The sequence below is a fragment of the Litorivivens sp. genome (assembly GCF_057445395.1).
Genome location: NZ_JBVBUV010000020.1, coordinates 42,574 through 59,318, shown reverse-complemented (window position 1 = coordinate 59,318; position 16,745 = coordinate 42,574). Strand labels below are relative to the sequence as shown.

6 protein-coding genes are annotated in these 16,745 nt (G+C 55.6%); 1 reads left to right on the top strand and 5 read right to left on the bottom strand.

The window, feature by feature from the left end:
* Positions 1-38: 38 nt before the first annotated feature.
* Both AC222A_RS08220 and AC222A_RS08215 read right to left on the bottom strand, forming a co-directional pair.
* A complete protein-coding gene (locus AC222A_RS08220; protein WP_486774844.1) occupies positions 39-12,971 on the bottom strand; it encodes a neutral/alkaline non-lysosomal ceramidase N-terminal domain-containing protein in 12,933 nt (4,310 codons plus the stop codon).
* 354 nt (positions 12,972-13,325) lie between these two features.
* The gene (locus AC222A_RS08215; protein WP_372750374.1) at positions 13,326-13,745 is read right to left on the bottom strand and encodes a PaaI family thioesterase; all 420 of its coding nucleotides are present in this window, start codon (positions 13,743-13,745) and stop codon (positions 13,326-13,328) included.
* Between the two features lie 161 nt (positions 13,746-13,906).
* Here AC222A_RS08215 and AC222A_RS08210 point away from each other — a divergent pair, with 161 nt between their 5' ends.
* Complete coding sequence (locus tag AC222A_RS08210; protein ID WP_372750373.1) at positions 13,907-14,767, top strand: LLM class F420-dependent oxidoreductase; 861 nt, start codon at positions 13,907-13,909, stop codon at positions 14,765-14,767.
* Positions 14,768-14,783: 16 nt separating this feature from the next.
* Here AC222A_RS08210 and AC222A_RS08205 read toward each other — a convergent pair whose 3' ends face one another.
* The 3 genes from AC222A_RS08205 to AC222A_RS08195 all read right to left on the bottom strand — a co-directional run bounded on the left by AC222A_RS08205 (position 14,784) and on the right by AC222A_RS08195 (position 16,585).
* Entirely contained in the window at positions 14,784-15,425 is a 642-nt protein-coding gene (locus AC222A_RS08205) for a TetR/AcrR family transcriptional regulator (protein ID WP_372796975.1), read from the bottom strand.
* A 58-nt stretch (positions 15,426-15,483) separates the two neighbouring features.
* The gene (locus AC222A_RS08200; RefSeq protein ID WP_372796973.1) at positions 15,484-15,936 is read right to left on the bottom strand and encodes a response regulator; all 453 of its coding nucleotides are present in this window, start codon (positions 15,934-15,936) and stop codon (positions 15,484-15,486) included.
* Positions 15,937-16,054: 118 nt separating this feature from the next.
* Positions 16,055-16,585 carry a hypothetical protein gene (locus tag AC222A_RS08195; RefSeq protein WP_372758963.1) on the bottom strand — a complete coding sequence of 177 codons (531 nt, stop codon included), beginning with the start codon at positions 16,583-16,585 and terminating at the stop codon, positions 16,055-16,057.
* Positions 16,586-16,745: the final 160 nt, after the last annotated feature.

The window sequence follows — 16,745 nt, the reverse complement described above, 5'->3', positions numbered from 1 at the left end:
ATCGAAATCATCTGTAAAGCTTTACATTCAGCCGGAAATCAGGGAGACGGTCTTATTTCTCCATCGTCAGATGCCATAAAGACAATTACGTCAACCTCGTCAAAACCGTCAATCGTATCGGGATTAGCGGGAGGGTATTGTGCATCACAGCCATCGCCTCCAGCGTTCCAGGTCTCGCGATCCCACACGTAGCTGAGCTCGGGGTCTGTCCCCGAATAAAAGGAAAAGTCCGATTCGGCGTTGGCCAGGAAGTAGGGCATGCGTTCATCTACTTGCACCGGGATCTCGACATAGCCAAAGCTATTGGCGGAGGGATGGTCGGCGTCGTAGCGGTAAGCGGCAATTTCATTTACTGGCACCCCGGTGGGAACAAAGTCTTCGGTGCCCGGGGCGGGGTAAAGCAATATGCCATTATGGGCGTCACGTTTGTTCAGCTCTGCCGGTTCGGTAATGAATTCGCCATCGGCGCCCACTCCACTGGGGTAGGGTTCGGCTACGCCCTGCGCGGCGGGTACTGACCAGCCTGGCAACTGGGCACCGGTCAATACCACCGGTTCCGCATCGCGGGCGGCCGACAAAGCTTGTTGGCCTGCGCTGGCGGGGTCGGTATGCAAGCCAAGCGCATTACCCACCTCTGATTGGAAGCGGGTGGCGTCGCCGGTACTGGCGGCGGCTAGTATGGCAGCGAGACTGTCCTCCTCGCCCGTAAACCAGTTGCTTATTCCGCTGGAAAACTGGGCCAGAGCTTGATTCAGTGCATCGCCAGCGCCTTCAAAATCACCGGAAAGGAAGCTTTGAATGACGCCGGAGAGGCTGGCGAAGAAATCTGCCAGCACGCCTAGTATGCCGCTACCGCGATCGATGTCAGAACCGCTTCCAGCAAGTGTTGAGGTATTGCCATACACATCGACTGCGTCGGCAGTAATACCATTACCCAGATCGGTGATGCTGGCGGAATAAGTAGCTACGTTGTTGTCGATAACCGGAGAGTCGGCCATAACTGCGTCGACACCGTTGCTGAATACCACGAAGCCTTGGCGCACCGGCGCTTCCTGGCGGGGATCAACGGCGGGGTCTATCAGTCGGTAATTGTCTGGTTGAGCCGGATAGGACAGCGTTACGCTATATATACCGTTGTCTTCAACAGGTTCGCTGACGATTAGATTGTCGGCATTGCTTATCGTAAACGCTTCGGATTCCAGTGTGTAGTTTTCATCGCCGGTGTCGATGTGTGTGCCTACAATACGGAACCGGTAGTTGCCGGCGGGCCAGTCGAGCGGGGCTTCAAAAGTCACGGTCCACAAATGACTGCCCAGACTCAAGCGGTAGTCGAGATGGGTTTCGTATTGAGTGTCGATGATTTCGCTGTTGCGCCGTCGTACTGGCGCCCAGTTATTGGGTGACGTTTCCACTTCGAGAGTAACCGTTGGCAGTTCAGCCAGTGGATCGTTACCTTCCCAGGTGAAGTAGGTCGTGCCAAAGCGCTGGATATCGTTTGGCTGCAACGTCGCTAGAGGGTTAGCTATGTTGGGTGTCGGCTGGGCATCGGGCACTTTATTGTAGTAGTCGCTATACAGCGCAAAGTTGGCGGCAAACTCATCTTTGGGGGGCACCTGATCAAACAGTAGGGCCGTGGCGAGTTCAATGCTTGCGCGCTGAATGCGACCGCCTTGTTTCCAGCCCCAGAAGGTGGTGGTGCCTTCGGTGTCACCGAGTTTCCAGGATTCCTCGGAGTCCGGCAGGATGTAGCCAATGTGATCCTGTGAGTAACCCCAGATAAAGACATTTTCAGCTGGTACCCCCAGTGCCATCAGATCGTCTTGCAGACGCAATCCCTGCTCCACCAGCGGTTCGCCAGGCTGGGCCAGAAAGTAGGCGTCACCAATTTTAAAGGCTGTGACGCGGGTGTCCTGGGGCACGAAAGCGCCATTTTCAGCCACGCCATTGTCGGCAAGGTCAATGGTGTCGGGCGGCGGTGCAGGCAGGCAGTAGGGTATCTGTTCGCCACTGCTGGGGCCGACAAAAGGTACGCCCGCATCGCTATTGCACTGGGCGGCACCCCATTCATAGGGGTACTCATCGCTCTCATAGCCGAGTGCTTCGCGCGAGAGAATGATGCGCTGCGACACGGCGCGAATATCTGGCGTCAATGCCAGTTCGCTGATGCTGTCGTAGATTGAGAGGACCTGCGGCGCCATCAACTTGCCGTAGCGTTCAATGCCCTGCAATTTGGGTTTGGCGACATTGCGTGGGCTAACATCCCCCCCTGCGCTTTGGATCAACATGGCGACAACTGGCGTATCGAATTGTTGTTCAACTTCGCGCTCAACCGCGGCCAGCACATCACCTGAGAAATAGAGATTCTCTACGTCGAAGGCGATACCGTGGGCCGCAAAATTGACCACGACTGCGAGAGGTTCGTTATCTGCGCTGTCGACCCGGATCACACCAATGCGTTTGCGTAGGCTATTCTGCTCGGCAATACGCTCGGCGGAGTAGGGTGAACGCGAACGGCGAAAGCCATTCAGACCCTGAGTGTCGGAACCTGTCGCATGCCCCACTTTGGCGGGTTGCATATTGCTCAGAGCATCGACCACAGGTTGGGCAAGCTGGCTGACAATACGGTTGAACAGGGCGGGCTGATAGTAGTCCATGGCCAGCCAGAAATAGCGGGCAGAGTGGTTGGCAATTGCGCCGGGGCCGTCGTGGGTATGGGTGGCAGACATCACCAGCCCTTCTTTCAGATTGCATCCCTGCGGCAGGTTGTCGCCAAGTTCAGTGGTAGCCACCTCGGCCACTTTCTGCACCACTTCATCAAGCATGCCGATAAAGTCGGTTTTCACCATTACCACACAATCGCTGCCGTCGTAGAGGGCGACGGCCTTGGTAATCAGTGAATCGTAGTAACCGCGAGACGGAGGGGAATAGGTCGCATAGGGTGAGTGGGCGGCGCGGGCTTCATCGGGTACGGTTGGAAGTGGATGCCCGTCGTGATCTTGGGCCGGTAAGAAATCAGCAAACTCCGAGACAAAGAACTCAAAGGGTGCTGAGGGGTCGCCGCCGGGGAAATTTTCGAATTCATCCGCAATAGGGAAGAAGTCGCCAAACACTGGCGGTCGAGCATAGCCGCCCAGAGGAGTGCCCACCGGTACGGCGATGGCTTTCTTAGCGACACCGGCGAGTAATTGTCCGGGAGGATTATAGGGGCCAGCGTCTGGCTCAGCCGGGTGACCTGTATTCAGGCCCGCCGCCGCACCGGCCTGCACGGCAGCGATTTGGGTAACATCACCGACGAATACGCCAGTCGATCCCTGCAGGGCCGCGATGGCACCTTCCAGATTGTTATTGCTCAGTTCGGCAATGACCTGTTGCAGACCCTCACCATAGAGATTTAGCGCATCGGCAAATCCGGGGTTGGCTGTCGGTGGCGCCTGTTCGCCAAACCAGATTGGCGCAGAGACCAGCAGGTGATTCCGATTGCCACCACAGTTGTTTTCAGTGGCCGGGCAGGCAACCACAAAATACCAGTCCTGACCGCGCGCTGGATGATTAACGCCTAGCTGAGTTGTGAAATGACCCAAGCCGTCAGCGGCACCCAGCGAAATTGGGTCGTCCTGACCACCTCGCGTATTGCTAACCAAAGCCAGTTGGGCGCCGACGGGCAAGTTATCTGCCTGAATATTCAGGAAATGCTGAACTTGGGGAGAGGGTATTGTCGGGATGATAGAGCCCAGCGGTTGCCCGCTATTCATAGACTGGCCATTGGCCCAGTAGAGCAGTGAGGGTGTTTGTGCTGGTGTACCGGGAGTGCCGCCGACCACGCGACTGCTTACGGCAACAGTTCGACGGTTCTGGAGGGCGACGTAATAATCCTGCGGCTTACGGCCCCGAGTAAAAATCAAGGTTTTGCCGTCGGAAGTGTTGGCCCATTCGCGCTGGTGCTCATCTTCCGCATCAACCGGGCCGATATGCCAGCCCTTGGTCAGAGCTTTTACGTAAAACTCGATATCGTCGCCACCGCGAACTTCCATCGCTACCACGTTGTCATCGACATCGGGAACGTAGCTCAGGTCGTTCCAGTTGGCGCTGCCGCCAGTATTTAAAATATCGTGACCGCTATCAAACGGAGTCAGTGAGGGGTTGCCACCGGGATGGTTAAAGGCGACCAAGGCATCGGAACCACCGCCTTCTACCGCCGGAGTGCGCAGCCAGTCCCACATGAAATCCATGCTGGCGTAGCTGCCGTCATTTTTGGCGTTGATGATATTGGTCGAACCATACACGTTCATATGGTTGTAGAAGTCGTTGGTCCACTCGAAACCACGCAGGGCGGTAAATCCAATGTACTCACCATTGGCATCGCGTTCGGTTGCGGCGCTTGCCTGTTCGAGTGTCGCTTGCCATTTAAAGTACTGATCGCTTTCTTCAGCGTTGGCACAGGACAGGAAGGTAGCGATGGTATCAGCGCTGGGTGGTGCAAAGGCTTGGGCGCAAACTGCCGCGGTGGTAATCGGTAGCTTTTCATTATCCGAGTGCTCGGAAGACCACATAAAGTCGAGGATAACCCCACTGTCACCGTTGCCATCATCGGTGGTGTTGTGGCCAATACGTCCGGCTTTAAAGTAGTCAGCAGGGCGCATGGCCGGATCGCCGTCGGAATAGCCGCTGTGCTCGTGCACGGCGCCCACGCGTTGTACTAATGGGCCGTCACTCTCGCCGCCGTTATAATCGGGATCGGCAAATGCAAAGGCTTGGCAGAACTCGGACTGCCATTGGTAGTCGCACAGGGAGCGAACCACATGGGCTGCGTTGCCGGTCGCCAGACACTGCGGATTGAGGCCACTGGAAAGGTTGCTGCAGGTACTGTTGGAATCTGTTATGCGGCGTAGAGCCGCACTGGCGGGCTGACTGAAGTCAGGCTGCCCTTGCGCATCCACGGCGTAAACAGGCAATTCAATCGTGCCTTGCAGGTTCACTGCCTGAATGGATGGGTCACGCGAGAAAGAGGCGAGGAACTGTGGGTGATAGCCGTACACCAGCAGAGCCAGCTCGTCACCTTGATTCAGCCGTTCGGCAATGCCGACCATCTCTACGGCTGGGTGCTCACCCAGGCCGCGCACTGGCATGATCTGGTCGTCGATGAGTCGCCACTCATCGGTGCCAGCGCGTTTTACGCCAAGGCCTACATAGCTAATGCTGTCGCAACCCGCACGAATCGTTGGTACGCGGCCAACACCACAGGCTTCATCGTTAGCCACCTGAGGACTGGTGACTGTAAGCGAGGCCAGTGGAATACCGGCGAGGATGGCGCCATTAGCGTCCTCGACTGACACCAGCGGCAAAACCGAAAAGGACTTCCCCGCGTTGTAGAGTTGCTGGGCCAGCGCACCATTGGGGATGCTACTGAGGGCCAGGTTATCCATCACAAAAGCGTTGTTGCCAATGCCGGTTTGACCAAAGCGTGTGGCGAGCAGTTGGTCGTCAGGTATAAGCACTGCATCGTTGTCACTCAAAGACAGACACAGCGCGCCTTCCGTACCGTTGAGTGAAGCACCGGGATCGATGCCTTTCAGTTTTTCATTCAGCCAGTCGAGTGTTGCAGTGCTGCGATTAATGTCACCGCAGTTGCCAGTACCGGAGCCTTCCTGAAAGGCAAGGGGGCCAGGACCGGGCGCATAGCCCTGAAGGTTATGGCCCGACTGGTGGGTCAGCAGGCGCACATCACCGCCGCGTTCCTTCATGCACTGGTAGTTCCACCAGGCGTCGTTGAAATTAAACAGAGTGTCGCGCAAACCCTGGGTCAGCAGCACATCGACAGTGGGCTGACCACTGCGGGTGTTGCTGCCGGGGCTTTCCTGAAAGTCCTGCAGGTTGTTGTTAATCGGGCTTTCGTTGGCAGAATAGGGGCGTACAGGCTCGTCGTTGAGACCACACCAGTAACTGGGGCTGTGGTAGCGGAACCAGTCCAGTGCGCTGCGCGGAAACTCATTGGTGCTTGCACCGCGCAAGAGTGTTTCCTTGATATAGGGATCGAGGCCTCGCGCCAGCGGCGATTCGCCCGCAGAGAGTCCGGGGCCGTAGCTGCCAGCTTCGCCGCCGGCGACCAGTAGCAAATCCCAGGCAGTTTTCAGTACATCACCGGGGTTGAGGCTGTAGCGCAGATCGTGCCAGGTAATATCCGGCACCATCGCATCGATACGCTCTTTCTCATCGACCGCGTGGAGCAGCATTTGATAGCCGCCGCCATAGCTGCTGCCAATGGTGCCGACCACGAGATTATCGCCTTTGGCCACGCTTTGCGGGTTGGCTGGACGGTTGATAAAGGTGCCGGTGCTTTCATCGCGCCAAGCGAGATAGTCGAGATTTTGCTCCGCCCAATCCAGTATCTGTATTAGATCCTTGCCTTCAAAATCCGGATCCATTACTCGCACGGTGCCGCCGCTTTGACCAAAGCCGCGCTGGTCGATGCTGATAACGGCAAAACCTGCGTCGCGCAGATCACTAAAACCGCCGGTGCTGCGCGAGCCGCCAAAGCCGTGTCCGTGGAGCACAAGCGGGTGGGCGCCGTTGGCGGTTTTGCCACAATCAATGGCGTTGGGTTCTAGCACCTGAAAGCTGATGGGGTGACCGCTGTCAGAGCTGAGTACGACCTGGTAGCTATCGCCGCCTTCAAGTTTGGTGCCCTGGTCACAGGATGCATTGACGAGTTGCTCAGCCGCACAGCCGTCGCCGTTCACATCGCTGCCATCGGGGGTGGCGGGGCACTGATCATTGACATCGGCAACGCCGTCGTTGTCGCTGTCATCCGGGGGATCACAGGCGTCGCCTTGGCCGTCATTATCGGTATCGGTCTGATCGTTAGGGATGGTCGGGCAGTTGTCGACGTCATCATTGTAGCTATCGCCGTCATCGTCCGGGTCGGCGTTGTCCCCAATGCCGTTGCCATCAAGGTCGCTCGACTCAGTTGGGTCACCGGGGAAAGCATCGTCGCGGTCCGGAACCCCGTCGCCGTCACTGTCGGGTAATGCCGGCAAGGCGTCACACAGTCCGTCGTCGCTTATGCCATTCACATCCAGCACTGTACTGACTGTATACAGGAAGTGAGACTTCTGACATTTGGCAGAAGGTTCGCGACGTGGACACTCGTGCGGATCGTCGCCCGCATTTCGGGGTGAAACATTGCCGATGGGTGCGGGCAGCGTAATATCGCCAGCGCAGCGTCCATCGGGCGTGGCGTCCCAAGGTGCATCATAGATCGCGAGCGCTGAACCGCTGTAACGCCGATTAATGTACTGCGCACCGCCGGCAACGGTCAGGTCGTCCAGCAATGCGTATTCCTGCTCATCAGGGTGACGATCGGGCGAGCTGAGATCCTGCCGGTCAACCGCCGCGTGCAGCGTGCGCGCCATAACGTCGGCGCTCCACATCGTAACCTGGTGGTCGGAGAAGCCTACCTGTAGCAGCAGCTCATTGTCCGGCGTATTCGGGTAGGGCGTATTACTTGAACTGCCGGTGGCCATATGGTGGGCATAGCCATTGTTTTCAGCGCGCTCCCAGATCATCTCCATCAGGGAGAACACTAAAGACCGATCGAGGTCGTCGTGGTAGGCGGCGTTCAGCGGGATCGAGTACAAATCAAAATCAACACTGCGACGCAGAAGGGTTGAGTAGTTCATACCCGGTACGCCGAGCACGCCGCGATTCACATCACGCGATACGGCAACCACCGGGCCACCCATGATGCCACCCTGGCTGTTGCCGTCGTAGTAAACCTCACGCGTGTCAAACAGAGGCTCGCCATTAGCATTCTGGAATGCAGGTAGAGCGGCAAAACCTTCCGGGTGTTTCATGGCGCGGGCAAGGAACATCATATTCAACATGCCTTGCTGAGAACCATCGGCCAGCAGTGGAAGGTTGGATACGTCCAACAGAATGGTCACGATGTTTGGCAGATCGCCTTCGGAGAAACCGAACCAGTCGACAGCACAGAACATCATATTGTGCGCGTCGGCCATATCCGCAACGTGTCCGGAATTCACTTCGCCCCGGCTGCCCAGCAGACCGTGCCCGTAGAGAGACGGTCTGGCAGGCGACTGCAGAGCAGAATTCGGGATGTTACAGATGTATTTGCGCGTCATGGTGGCTTGATCGCTTGCGCGATCTGGCAGCCCATCCCCGAATTGCGACGGCGAAGCGTTAGCATCCGTCGGGTCATAGAAAAAACGATTAGGTGGCAGGCTGACCGCACGACCAAATTCCGGCGCATCGGGGTCGAAAGCCAGACACATTTCGCTCAGCGGTGCGAAGGCGCGACACTGACTGCGAATTGCAGCAAGTGCTTCCGGGTAGTTATCCCGCAGCTGATTAAACAAGGCATTAAAGTCACCGCCCTCCAGTGGGGAAGGATCACTCGGTAGCACGTAGCTGGGAACGGTAATCGTGCCTTCCACGCGGCGAGCGATACGGCTGTTTGGATTTTCATGGGTAAGGTCCACGGTTACCGTGGGCGCCCTGCCCATTTGGTAACCGTCTTCGCCAGGAAGGATGTCGATGGTTTCACCCAGCGAAGCAAACGCATCGTCGCGCAGGTGAAGCAGTCGTCCGGCGAGGCTACGCTGGCTGGCGACGGTAAAATCCCAAGCGAGGTAGAGCTCCTCACGTTTAATGTCCTGAGGCAGGAAGTCGAAGACCTTGTCGTTCAGTTGCTCACAGCGCTCTTGAATCTGAGGTAGCTGAGAATTCAGGCCATCGCGACAGACACGGAAAGCCGGCCCAGCGTCGATGGTGTCGCCGTTGTTATCTTTCAGGTTGCGCAGTGCAACAATATAGCGAGTCCCTTCCTCAAAATTTTGTGCCGGACGAATAATCAATGCGGGTCGTTTGGACCCCATCGTTGGTGGCGAGGGTATCGAGGGTTGCGCGGGAATAAATATGCCTGCGTTAAGATCGATTTCAGCCCAGACCGGGTGGCGTTCGCCGGTCTCAGTGTTAATGACCACCACAGGTGCATTATCGAGACGGTAGTCAGCTAGGCGGGTAATGGGCACCGCGCCCTCAATCGGCCCCAAGGGTTTACCGTTTTGGTCGTTGACTGTGGCCAGGTCTGGTACGTAGGTCAGTATCATTTGCCCCGGCGAGAAGCCGTCATTGCGGTTCCATTCGGTCGGGTCAATGGGTTTGCCGGCAATATTTCGCGGCATGGCCAGCGGGCTGAAGTTTACCCGACGATCGGTACCACCATTGCTGGCTGACTGCGGACTGCCCGGGTTGGCTGCAACCGTAAACTGGTCACTGGGAAAGGGGAGCAGGCAGTGTGCTGGATCGAGGACATCACAGCCCTGAACCGATGCACGTGCTGATTCAATGAGGAGCGGAGCGTCATTAACAGGTAATCCGGCGCCGATTAACCCTGAGTAAAGCTGATTTACGGCATCTTGTAATGCCGGGCCAATGGCGGGTATCTCGTTTACACAGTAGCCAGTTTCAGGGGCGCAGACTAAAAACTCGTCACTTGGATCAGATGGATCACTGCCGCCAGAGCTGGCGAGCGCGTCACTGGCAGAAGAGCCGGGTTCAGGTTGCCCACTATCGTCAGTGGTATAAAGCGGCAATTCAACGACACCTTCCACGCTCACTGCAGGAATGCTGACGTCCCGTGAAACTGATGCAGCAAACTGGGGGTGTTCTGCGTAGAACAACAGGGCGAGTTCGTCTCCTGCTTTGATACGTTCAGCAACACCGACTAGGTCGACGTCATGAGTACCCAGACCGCGCAGGGGGGTGAGTTGATCGTCAACGAGGCCATAATTGGGCATGCCGCTGCGCTTCAGGCCCAGGCCGACAAAGGTAATGCTGTCGCAGCCTTCGCGGGTGCCTTGCGGATTGCGGCCATTTTCGCAGAAGTTTTCGTTGATCGTGCTGACACTGCTCACGACCACACTGATATGAGGAATACCTGCGAGAATTAGGTCTGACGTGGCTGTACCCAAGGGCGCATGGATCGGCAAGTTACCGCTGCCGTGGGCAGCGCCTACAGGGCCGTTGGGTATCGGTGTGATGGGGCTAACCGCGCGTTCCGTAAAGTTATCCCGCACGTGGGCAAAGGCTGGGTTGGATTGTGGTGCCAGTACCTGATCTGAAGGCAGTGTCACTGAATCGTCGGCGCTGCCAAGTGCAAAACACACACCGGCTTCAGCGCCCTCGTTTTGCACGCCACGCAGGTTGTGTTCGAACCAGGCGAAGGTATCGTAGTCACAACGGCCTACACCAGAGGACGGTTTGTCGGGGGATTGCACAACCGGCAGCACATGCCCCAATGCTTGGCCATGGTGGGTCTGGATACTGACATCCGCTCCCGCGGCCGTGAGACACTGCTGGTTCCACCAGACTTCGTTGAAGTCGAACAGTGTGTCGATCATTCCGTGAGTCAAAAGAACTTTCATGCCTTCGAAGTAACGAGTCGGGTTAGGCGCTTCAACCAGGAATGAACCGATACCCGGACGACCATCTTCCCGCCGGTTCGGTACGTTGTAGCTGCCGTTCGGGTCGAGCATGGGAATCTGGTCGTCTTCCTGAGAATAAGCCGGGTAGGGCATGGCCGGTAGGCCATTGGCGGCACACCAGTAGCCCAGTCCGCGATAGTGGAACCAGTCCAGAGAGCGGCGCGGCCACTCGTTGGTAGACAGTGCCCGAGCGACGGTTTCCTTCGTGAAGGGGTCCTGACTGAACTGGGTGGGCATGAAGTTACCGGGGTTGTCTTGCAGTGCCTGCAAGCCGGCAGCATTGCCTTGCGCTTCACCGGCGCCGGACAGTACAAGCCCCCAGGCGCTTTTTACAACGTCGCCCGGATTTAGGGAGTTTCGCAAATCGTGCCAGGTGATATCCGGTACGATGGCGTCGAGACGTTTCTTTTTGTCAGTAGCCAATAGTGCGAGCTGGAAGCCGCCGCCATAACTGGAGCCTTGCGCGCCGACAACAAGGTTGACGCCATTGACAACGCTCGTGGCATTGAGGGGGCGGCTAATGAACTCTCCAGTAGACTCGTCGCGCCAGGCGAGGAAATCCAGGTTTTTCTCTGCCCAGTCGAGAATCTGATTCAGGTAGCGGCCTTCAAAGTCTGGATCCATGCCACGCACGGTGCCGGTGGACTTGCCAAACCCGCGAGGATCCCAAGAAATGACGGTATAGCCAGCACGGCGATACTCTTCGAAGCCGTCGACCGCACGGGGAAGGCTGTAGCCCGGACCATGCATCATCAGAGGATGGGCACCTAGATGAGTGTTGGCGCACTCGATGCTGTTGGGTTCAAGAATCTGGAATGTTACGGTTTCGTCGTCAAAGGTTTTTAATGCAACCTCAATACTTCTTCCGCCTTCTAGATTGGCGTCAAGTTCACACGAAGCGAACTCGATTTGCGAAACACTACATCCTGTTGAATTAGCTGCTTCATTTGCCGGCGTATTGGCGCATTGATCACCTTTGTCGCCAACACCGTCGCCGTCGCTGTCTTTTGATTCGTTTTTATCTAGGGGGAAGGCGTCGTCCTCGTCTCTGACACCGTCGTTGTCGTCATCATCGTCTTTATTGTTGCCAACGCCGTCACCGTCGGTGTCGGTATCTTCCGATGGGTCTGTGGGGAAGGCATCATCGTCATCTTTGGTGCCATCGTTATCATCATCGTCATCAGCATTGTTGCCAATACCATCGCCGTCGCTATCGACGGACTCTTCAGAATCTAACGGGAACGCGTCGTCTTCATCGCGAACGCCGTCATTGTCGTCATCGTCATCGGCATTGTTGCCAATGCCATCGCCGTCGGTATCGGTGTCTTCGTCTTTATTCAGCGGAAACGCATCGTCTTCATCACGAACGCCGTCATTGTCGTCATCGTCGTCGGCATTGTTACCGATGCCGTCACCGTCGGTATCTGTATCTTCATTGGGGTCATTTGGGAAGGCATCATCATCATCGTTGGTGCCATCGTTGTCGTCATCGCTATCGCAGGTGTCGCCCAAATCATCGCGATCAAAGTCAGCTTGATCTGCATTGCTGTCTATAGGGCAGTTATCATCACCATCGCGAATGCCATCCGCATCCGTGTCTGGGTTGGTCGGATCGCTGCCTTGTTCGGTTTCGCTGTCGTCGGTCAGGCCATCGTTATCGTCGTCTTTATCGCAAGCGTCACCGCGCGGGTCGCTGTCCGAGTTCTTTTGATCCGGGTTTGCGACTGAAGGGCAGTTGTCGAATCGGTTCTCAATTCCGTCACCATCGGTGTCGGCGCTGCGTTCGGTTTCATTTGCACAGCCGTCTGCCTGCACCGGCGGGGTGCTGTTGGGGCAATTGTCGTTGGCGTCGGAAACGCCGTCCTCATCACTGTCCACGCCCTTATCGTAGTCAAACTGGCCGTCGGCAATGTCTTTGCGGCTTTCTTCCAGGTGTTTTTTGGCCACTGCTGGAGAAACAACGGTTCGTTCTGCGCCACCGTTGGCGGTTTTAACGAAGGTTTCCAGTGCAGAGCCATCAAAATTTTCAAAATCGACGTTGCCGCTGAATTGCGTTGCGGTGTCCTGCGCGCGCAGGGAAATCTGGATGCCGTTATCGGGGTTGCCATCTTTGTCCAGGGTTAGAAAAAAGCGCGTTATATTGATCGCTACGTCTGGGTTTTCACTAAAGGAGTCTGGGGTGACAAAGAGTGTGTCGGCAGATGTGTTAACGTCACCAAAAGTTATACCGCCCAGCGTGAAGTTGAGAGTCTCACCGGGAACAAAGGTAAACGAACCATCTGCCCGGGTTTTGAAAGCACCCGTACCATTGCGCTTGTAGGCGACCCCCTGAACGGGGCCGTCGATAAATTGCCCACTCTGGCTGTTGGGAGCATCTCCGCCCCCGCCACCAGAGCTACTGCCACCACCCCCACAGGCGGTAAGAAAGAAAACGATTGCAGGCACGCTCATGCGATTAAGGATCGGCATAGGAAATCAACCTCAGGCTGCTATTTGGTTGTGGGCAATGCGCAAGGGTGTGCGCTTATCTTGTAAACTCTGATAAATTTTTATGAATTTATATATCAGAACGTTGCAGAGTTGACAGTGATCATATAATACACAGCCTAGTATCCGGTGCAATTGACATTGGAGGCCAAATTAAAAGAACTCATTACAGCGCAAGAAAATACAATTCTTATATATAACAATGAGATAGGAAGTTTTAGTGGTTGGGTTTAGCAAGAGAAGGGCCGCAGGGTCAGGGGCGGGTCTAACACTTCGAGTATGGTGGGCTGATAAACACTCAGACCAAGCAGTGTTTATCAGCCGAAGCGCCGGCAGTTAGGGTGTCTTCATTTTCAACGTGGCGGTAGCGCTCAATACTACCCGCTCGCCGACTGTGAGTGTGGCGCGAACAAAGGCCAATTTTCGGGTTCGGTGAATGAGTTCGCCGTGGCCGGTTAGCAGTTCACCGGCCTTGGCTGAGGCAATAAACTGATTGTCACAGGTTACCGTAACGCAGCCCTGTTCGGTGTTTTCGATGCCTGCCAAGCACAGGGTGTAGTCGGCAAAGGCCATTAATACGCCGCCGTGCACAATGCCGAACATATTGCAGTGTTTCTCCTGCAACCGCAGGGCGGTCTCGGAACGCGGCGCCATGGATTTACAGAAGAAGGGGCCGACATTGTCTTCAGCTGGGTCGCCTGCCCAGTGTTGGTAGTCTTCTGGTACCTGATAATCAGAGGCTTTCAGTTCGTTCATCTCAACGCTCATGTCAGAATTTTTTGTATTGTGCAGCCTATTTGTCGCTATGCCTACGCCAAATGGCTGATCCCCCATGTGGTGGATATTCTTTGACTAAGTCAACTCGCTACAGTCAGCGTTCGTCGTTCAACTTTTAACGTTTAACGGAAGGGGTGAAAATGGATTTTTGGCAAGTTATCAGCTGGTGTGAGACCGAACAGATTCCCGCCATTGCAATGCATGCAGAGCAGCTCGGGTTTAAAGGGTTAATTCTGGCAGAGCACATTTACTATCCAGCGAAAACGCGGTCGCGCTACTACTATTCGGCTGACGGGGTTTCGCCGCAAACCCCGGATATGGAGTTCCCGGACCCCCTGATCAGCTTTGCTGCCGCTGCGGCTGTAACGCGCACATTGGAATTCATGACGGGTATCTACGTGGTGCCGCTCAGGCATCCCGTGGAGCTTGCCAAGAATATCGCGACGCTGTCCAGGCTTAGCGATAACCGGTTTTCCTTGGGCCTGGGGTCTGGCTGGTTAAAAGAGGAGTTTGATCAGTTTGGCGTCGATTTTAGCCGCCGCGGACGACGCACCGATGCTATGCTCGAGGTGATGCGCCAACTCTGGCGTGGGGCAGAAGTAAGTTATGCCGATGAGTTTTTCACTCTGGATCGCGTGAAAATTCGCCCAATCCCGTCGCAATCAGTGCCATTGGTTGGCGGTGGTCATTCGCCGGCCGCGCTGCGTCGGGCGGTCGAACTTTGCGATGGTTGGTATGGACCAGGCAATACACTGGAAGACCTTGAAACGCTTGTACCTAACCTGCTTGCCATGAGAAAAGCCTCGCCGCGCCGTGAGGAGCCTTTTCAGATTGTGGCGCCGTTGCTTGAACCGCTCACCCCAGAGGCCGTGGCCAGGCTCAGCGCTATGGGGGTAAGTGGCACTGTGAATTATCCGTTCCTGTTCGGCATTGGGCCTGAGGCCACGCTGGATGATAAAAAACGTTACATGGATAGCTTTGCCCGGAAACTGCTAACTTGAACCGTAGGTGACGCTGCTATCGACGAAAAGGCAGAATGTTCTCAGCCTGCGGCTTGATTAACAGATTAGACATCAGCAGTTTCAGCCGATTTGCAAACAGCACCCGGTCGCCACTGTATGAATCTGTTAATTGCGGCAGGGCGTTGTTGGGGGTGGTTAGATAAAAGCTGGTCATGCCCGCCAATAAAGACATGCACTCCACAAATGGCACTGTGTTGAAAACACCCTCGTTAACGCCGCGTTCAATCAACTGTTGCCAGCGCTCCAGTGTCAGTGTGGATGCTAATTGGGGGTGGTCACTCGCTCGGCCGGACACCGCGGCGTGGAGCGACAGATAAATAAAATCCGGATTGCTGAAGGCGTACTCCACCCAGGCATCGGTGGCCAAGTTAAGCAATTCGGTTGGGCTGGTGTCTGCTTGATCAAAGTAAGGCGCCAGCTTCGCGTCCTGCTCATCGATGGTGTACTTCCAAACGGCTTTGTACAGCGTCGCCTTGTCTTTGAAATGGTGAAACAGAGACGGTCGGCGAATGCCTACGTCGTTGGCAATATCGTCGAGTCGGGTGCCTGCGTAGCCATTGCGCGCAAAATGCTTTAACGCGATTGCCAATATCCGGCTGCGGGTATCCATTTTTTGCAAGGGTTGTTCTGTGCTCATGGCGCCATTATTAATGGCCTTGTGGCGGAACACCAGAGGTTGCGTTCAACCGGAGGAATTAGGACGAGGTGTGGCGACGAGTGGTGCTGTTGATGATATGTTCGATTTCGGTAATGGCTGAACGGAATTCTTTCAACGACTCCGGCTTTTGAATCAATGCCGCCGCACCCAGGCGTTCTGCTTCCTGGCGATCGCTATCGGTACTGAAGGCCGACATCACGACGCAGGGAATCTGTGTGAGGTGCGGGGCCTGTTTGATCTCCTGCAATGCCTGCATACCATAGATTTTTGGCATATACAGATCGATGAAAATGATATCGGGAAGCTTGCCCTGTAAAATATCAGTGTTACCCGGGCGTAGCTTTAGGACACGTAGTAAGGCTTCTCCGTCGCCAACAGTGCGCACGTCACAGCGGCTGTCGAACTCGGACAAGGCTCGGGCGATAATAAATGCGTCTCCCTGACTGTCGTCTGCCACCAGGACTTTCAGCCGTTGACCGCTGTTTCCCACCTGCCTTCTCCACGCTCCTCTGTGTTAACGCGCTTTATACCAAGTTCGGCGCCTTAGGCATTTACGTGGATGTACCTAAACTGTGGAATATTACCAGTATCGCCGAGACTGACGCCTGTCAGGCCTGCTTGGCCAGCCAGAATTCCAAGGCAGAATCGTCGTGATCGAGCGCGTGCTGGTCCAGCCACTGGGTATAGCGAACTTGGTTAAAGTCGTGGATTTTTACTTTCTCACCGCTGTCGTCGACAAAATGCGTAGAAACCCAGGCGCTGATACCGCAGGCAATGCGGGCCGACGGCAGAATTGCCCAATCATTTGGGCTGTAAATCGCCATATGACGATCCGATAAAAACCGAGGTCGGGTAGCTTCGCCGTAAAGCTTGATATTCGCGTCAATATTGACGGTAACTTCGTGCTCGTAGTGTCTCATGCGCTGATACCACTCCAGCGCTGGCCCAGTGAGCCGCCGGCTTTCCAGCGCATGCTGCATTTCGTGTTCAGATATATTCGCGCTCAAAGCAAAGGTATTGGTGGGCACAAGATAACGTTTCAGTGCTAAGCGAAGGTGCCGGCCGGCGGCAAGCGGCACAATGCCATTGTCGGCCAGAGCGAAAAGGCGGGCGGCGGGGAGGACAGTATCTTGAATCATGCAGCTAATAACTCGTGCTTAAGGTCGCAGATTGCGATGGAATTTGGGGCTCTGGAATCTTTGACTCGTTGGGAGAGAACAAATAATGCGCAAAACGTGGTTGAATTTTAACCTATTGTAGGTACTTTTCGCTATGGCATTTTGAGTTCGTTTGATGTTC

Excerpts from the sequence above, each read along its gene's own strand:
- AC222A_RS08220 (WP_486774844.1), bottom strand. The coding sequence starts at position 12,971 with ATGCCGATCCTTAATCGCATGAGCGTGCCTGCAATCGTTTTCTTTCTT.
- AC222A_RS08215 (WP_372750374.1), bottom strand. The coding sequence starts at position 13,745 with ATGAACGAACTGAAAGCCTCTGATTATCAGGTACCAGAAGACTACCAA.
- AC222A_RS08210 (WP_372750373.1), top strand. The coding sequence starts at position 13,907 with ATGGATTTTTGGCAAGTTATCAGCTGGTGTGAGACCGAACAGATTCCC.
- AC222A_RS08205 (WP_372796975.1), bottom strand. The coding sequence starts at position 15,425 with ATGAGCACAGAACAACCCTTGCAAAAAATGGATACCCGCAGCCGGATA.
- AC222A_RS08195 (WP_372758963.1), bottom strand. The coding sequence starts at position 16,585 with ATGATTCAAGATACTGTCCTCCCCGCCGCCCGCCTTTTCGCTCTGGCC.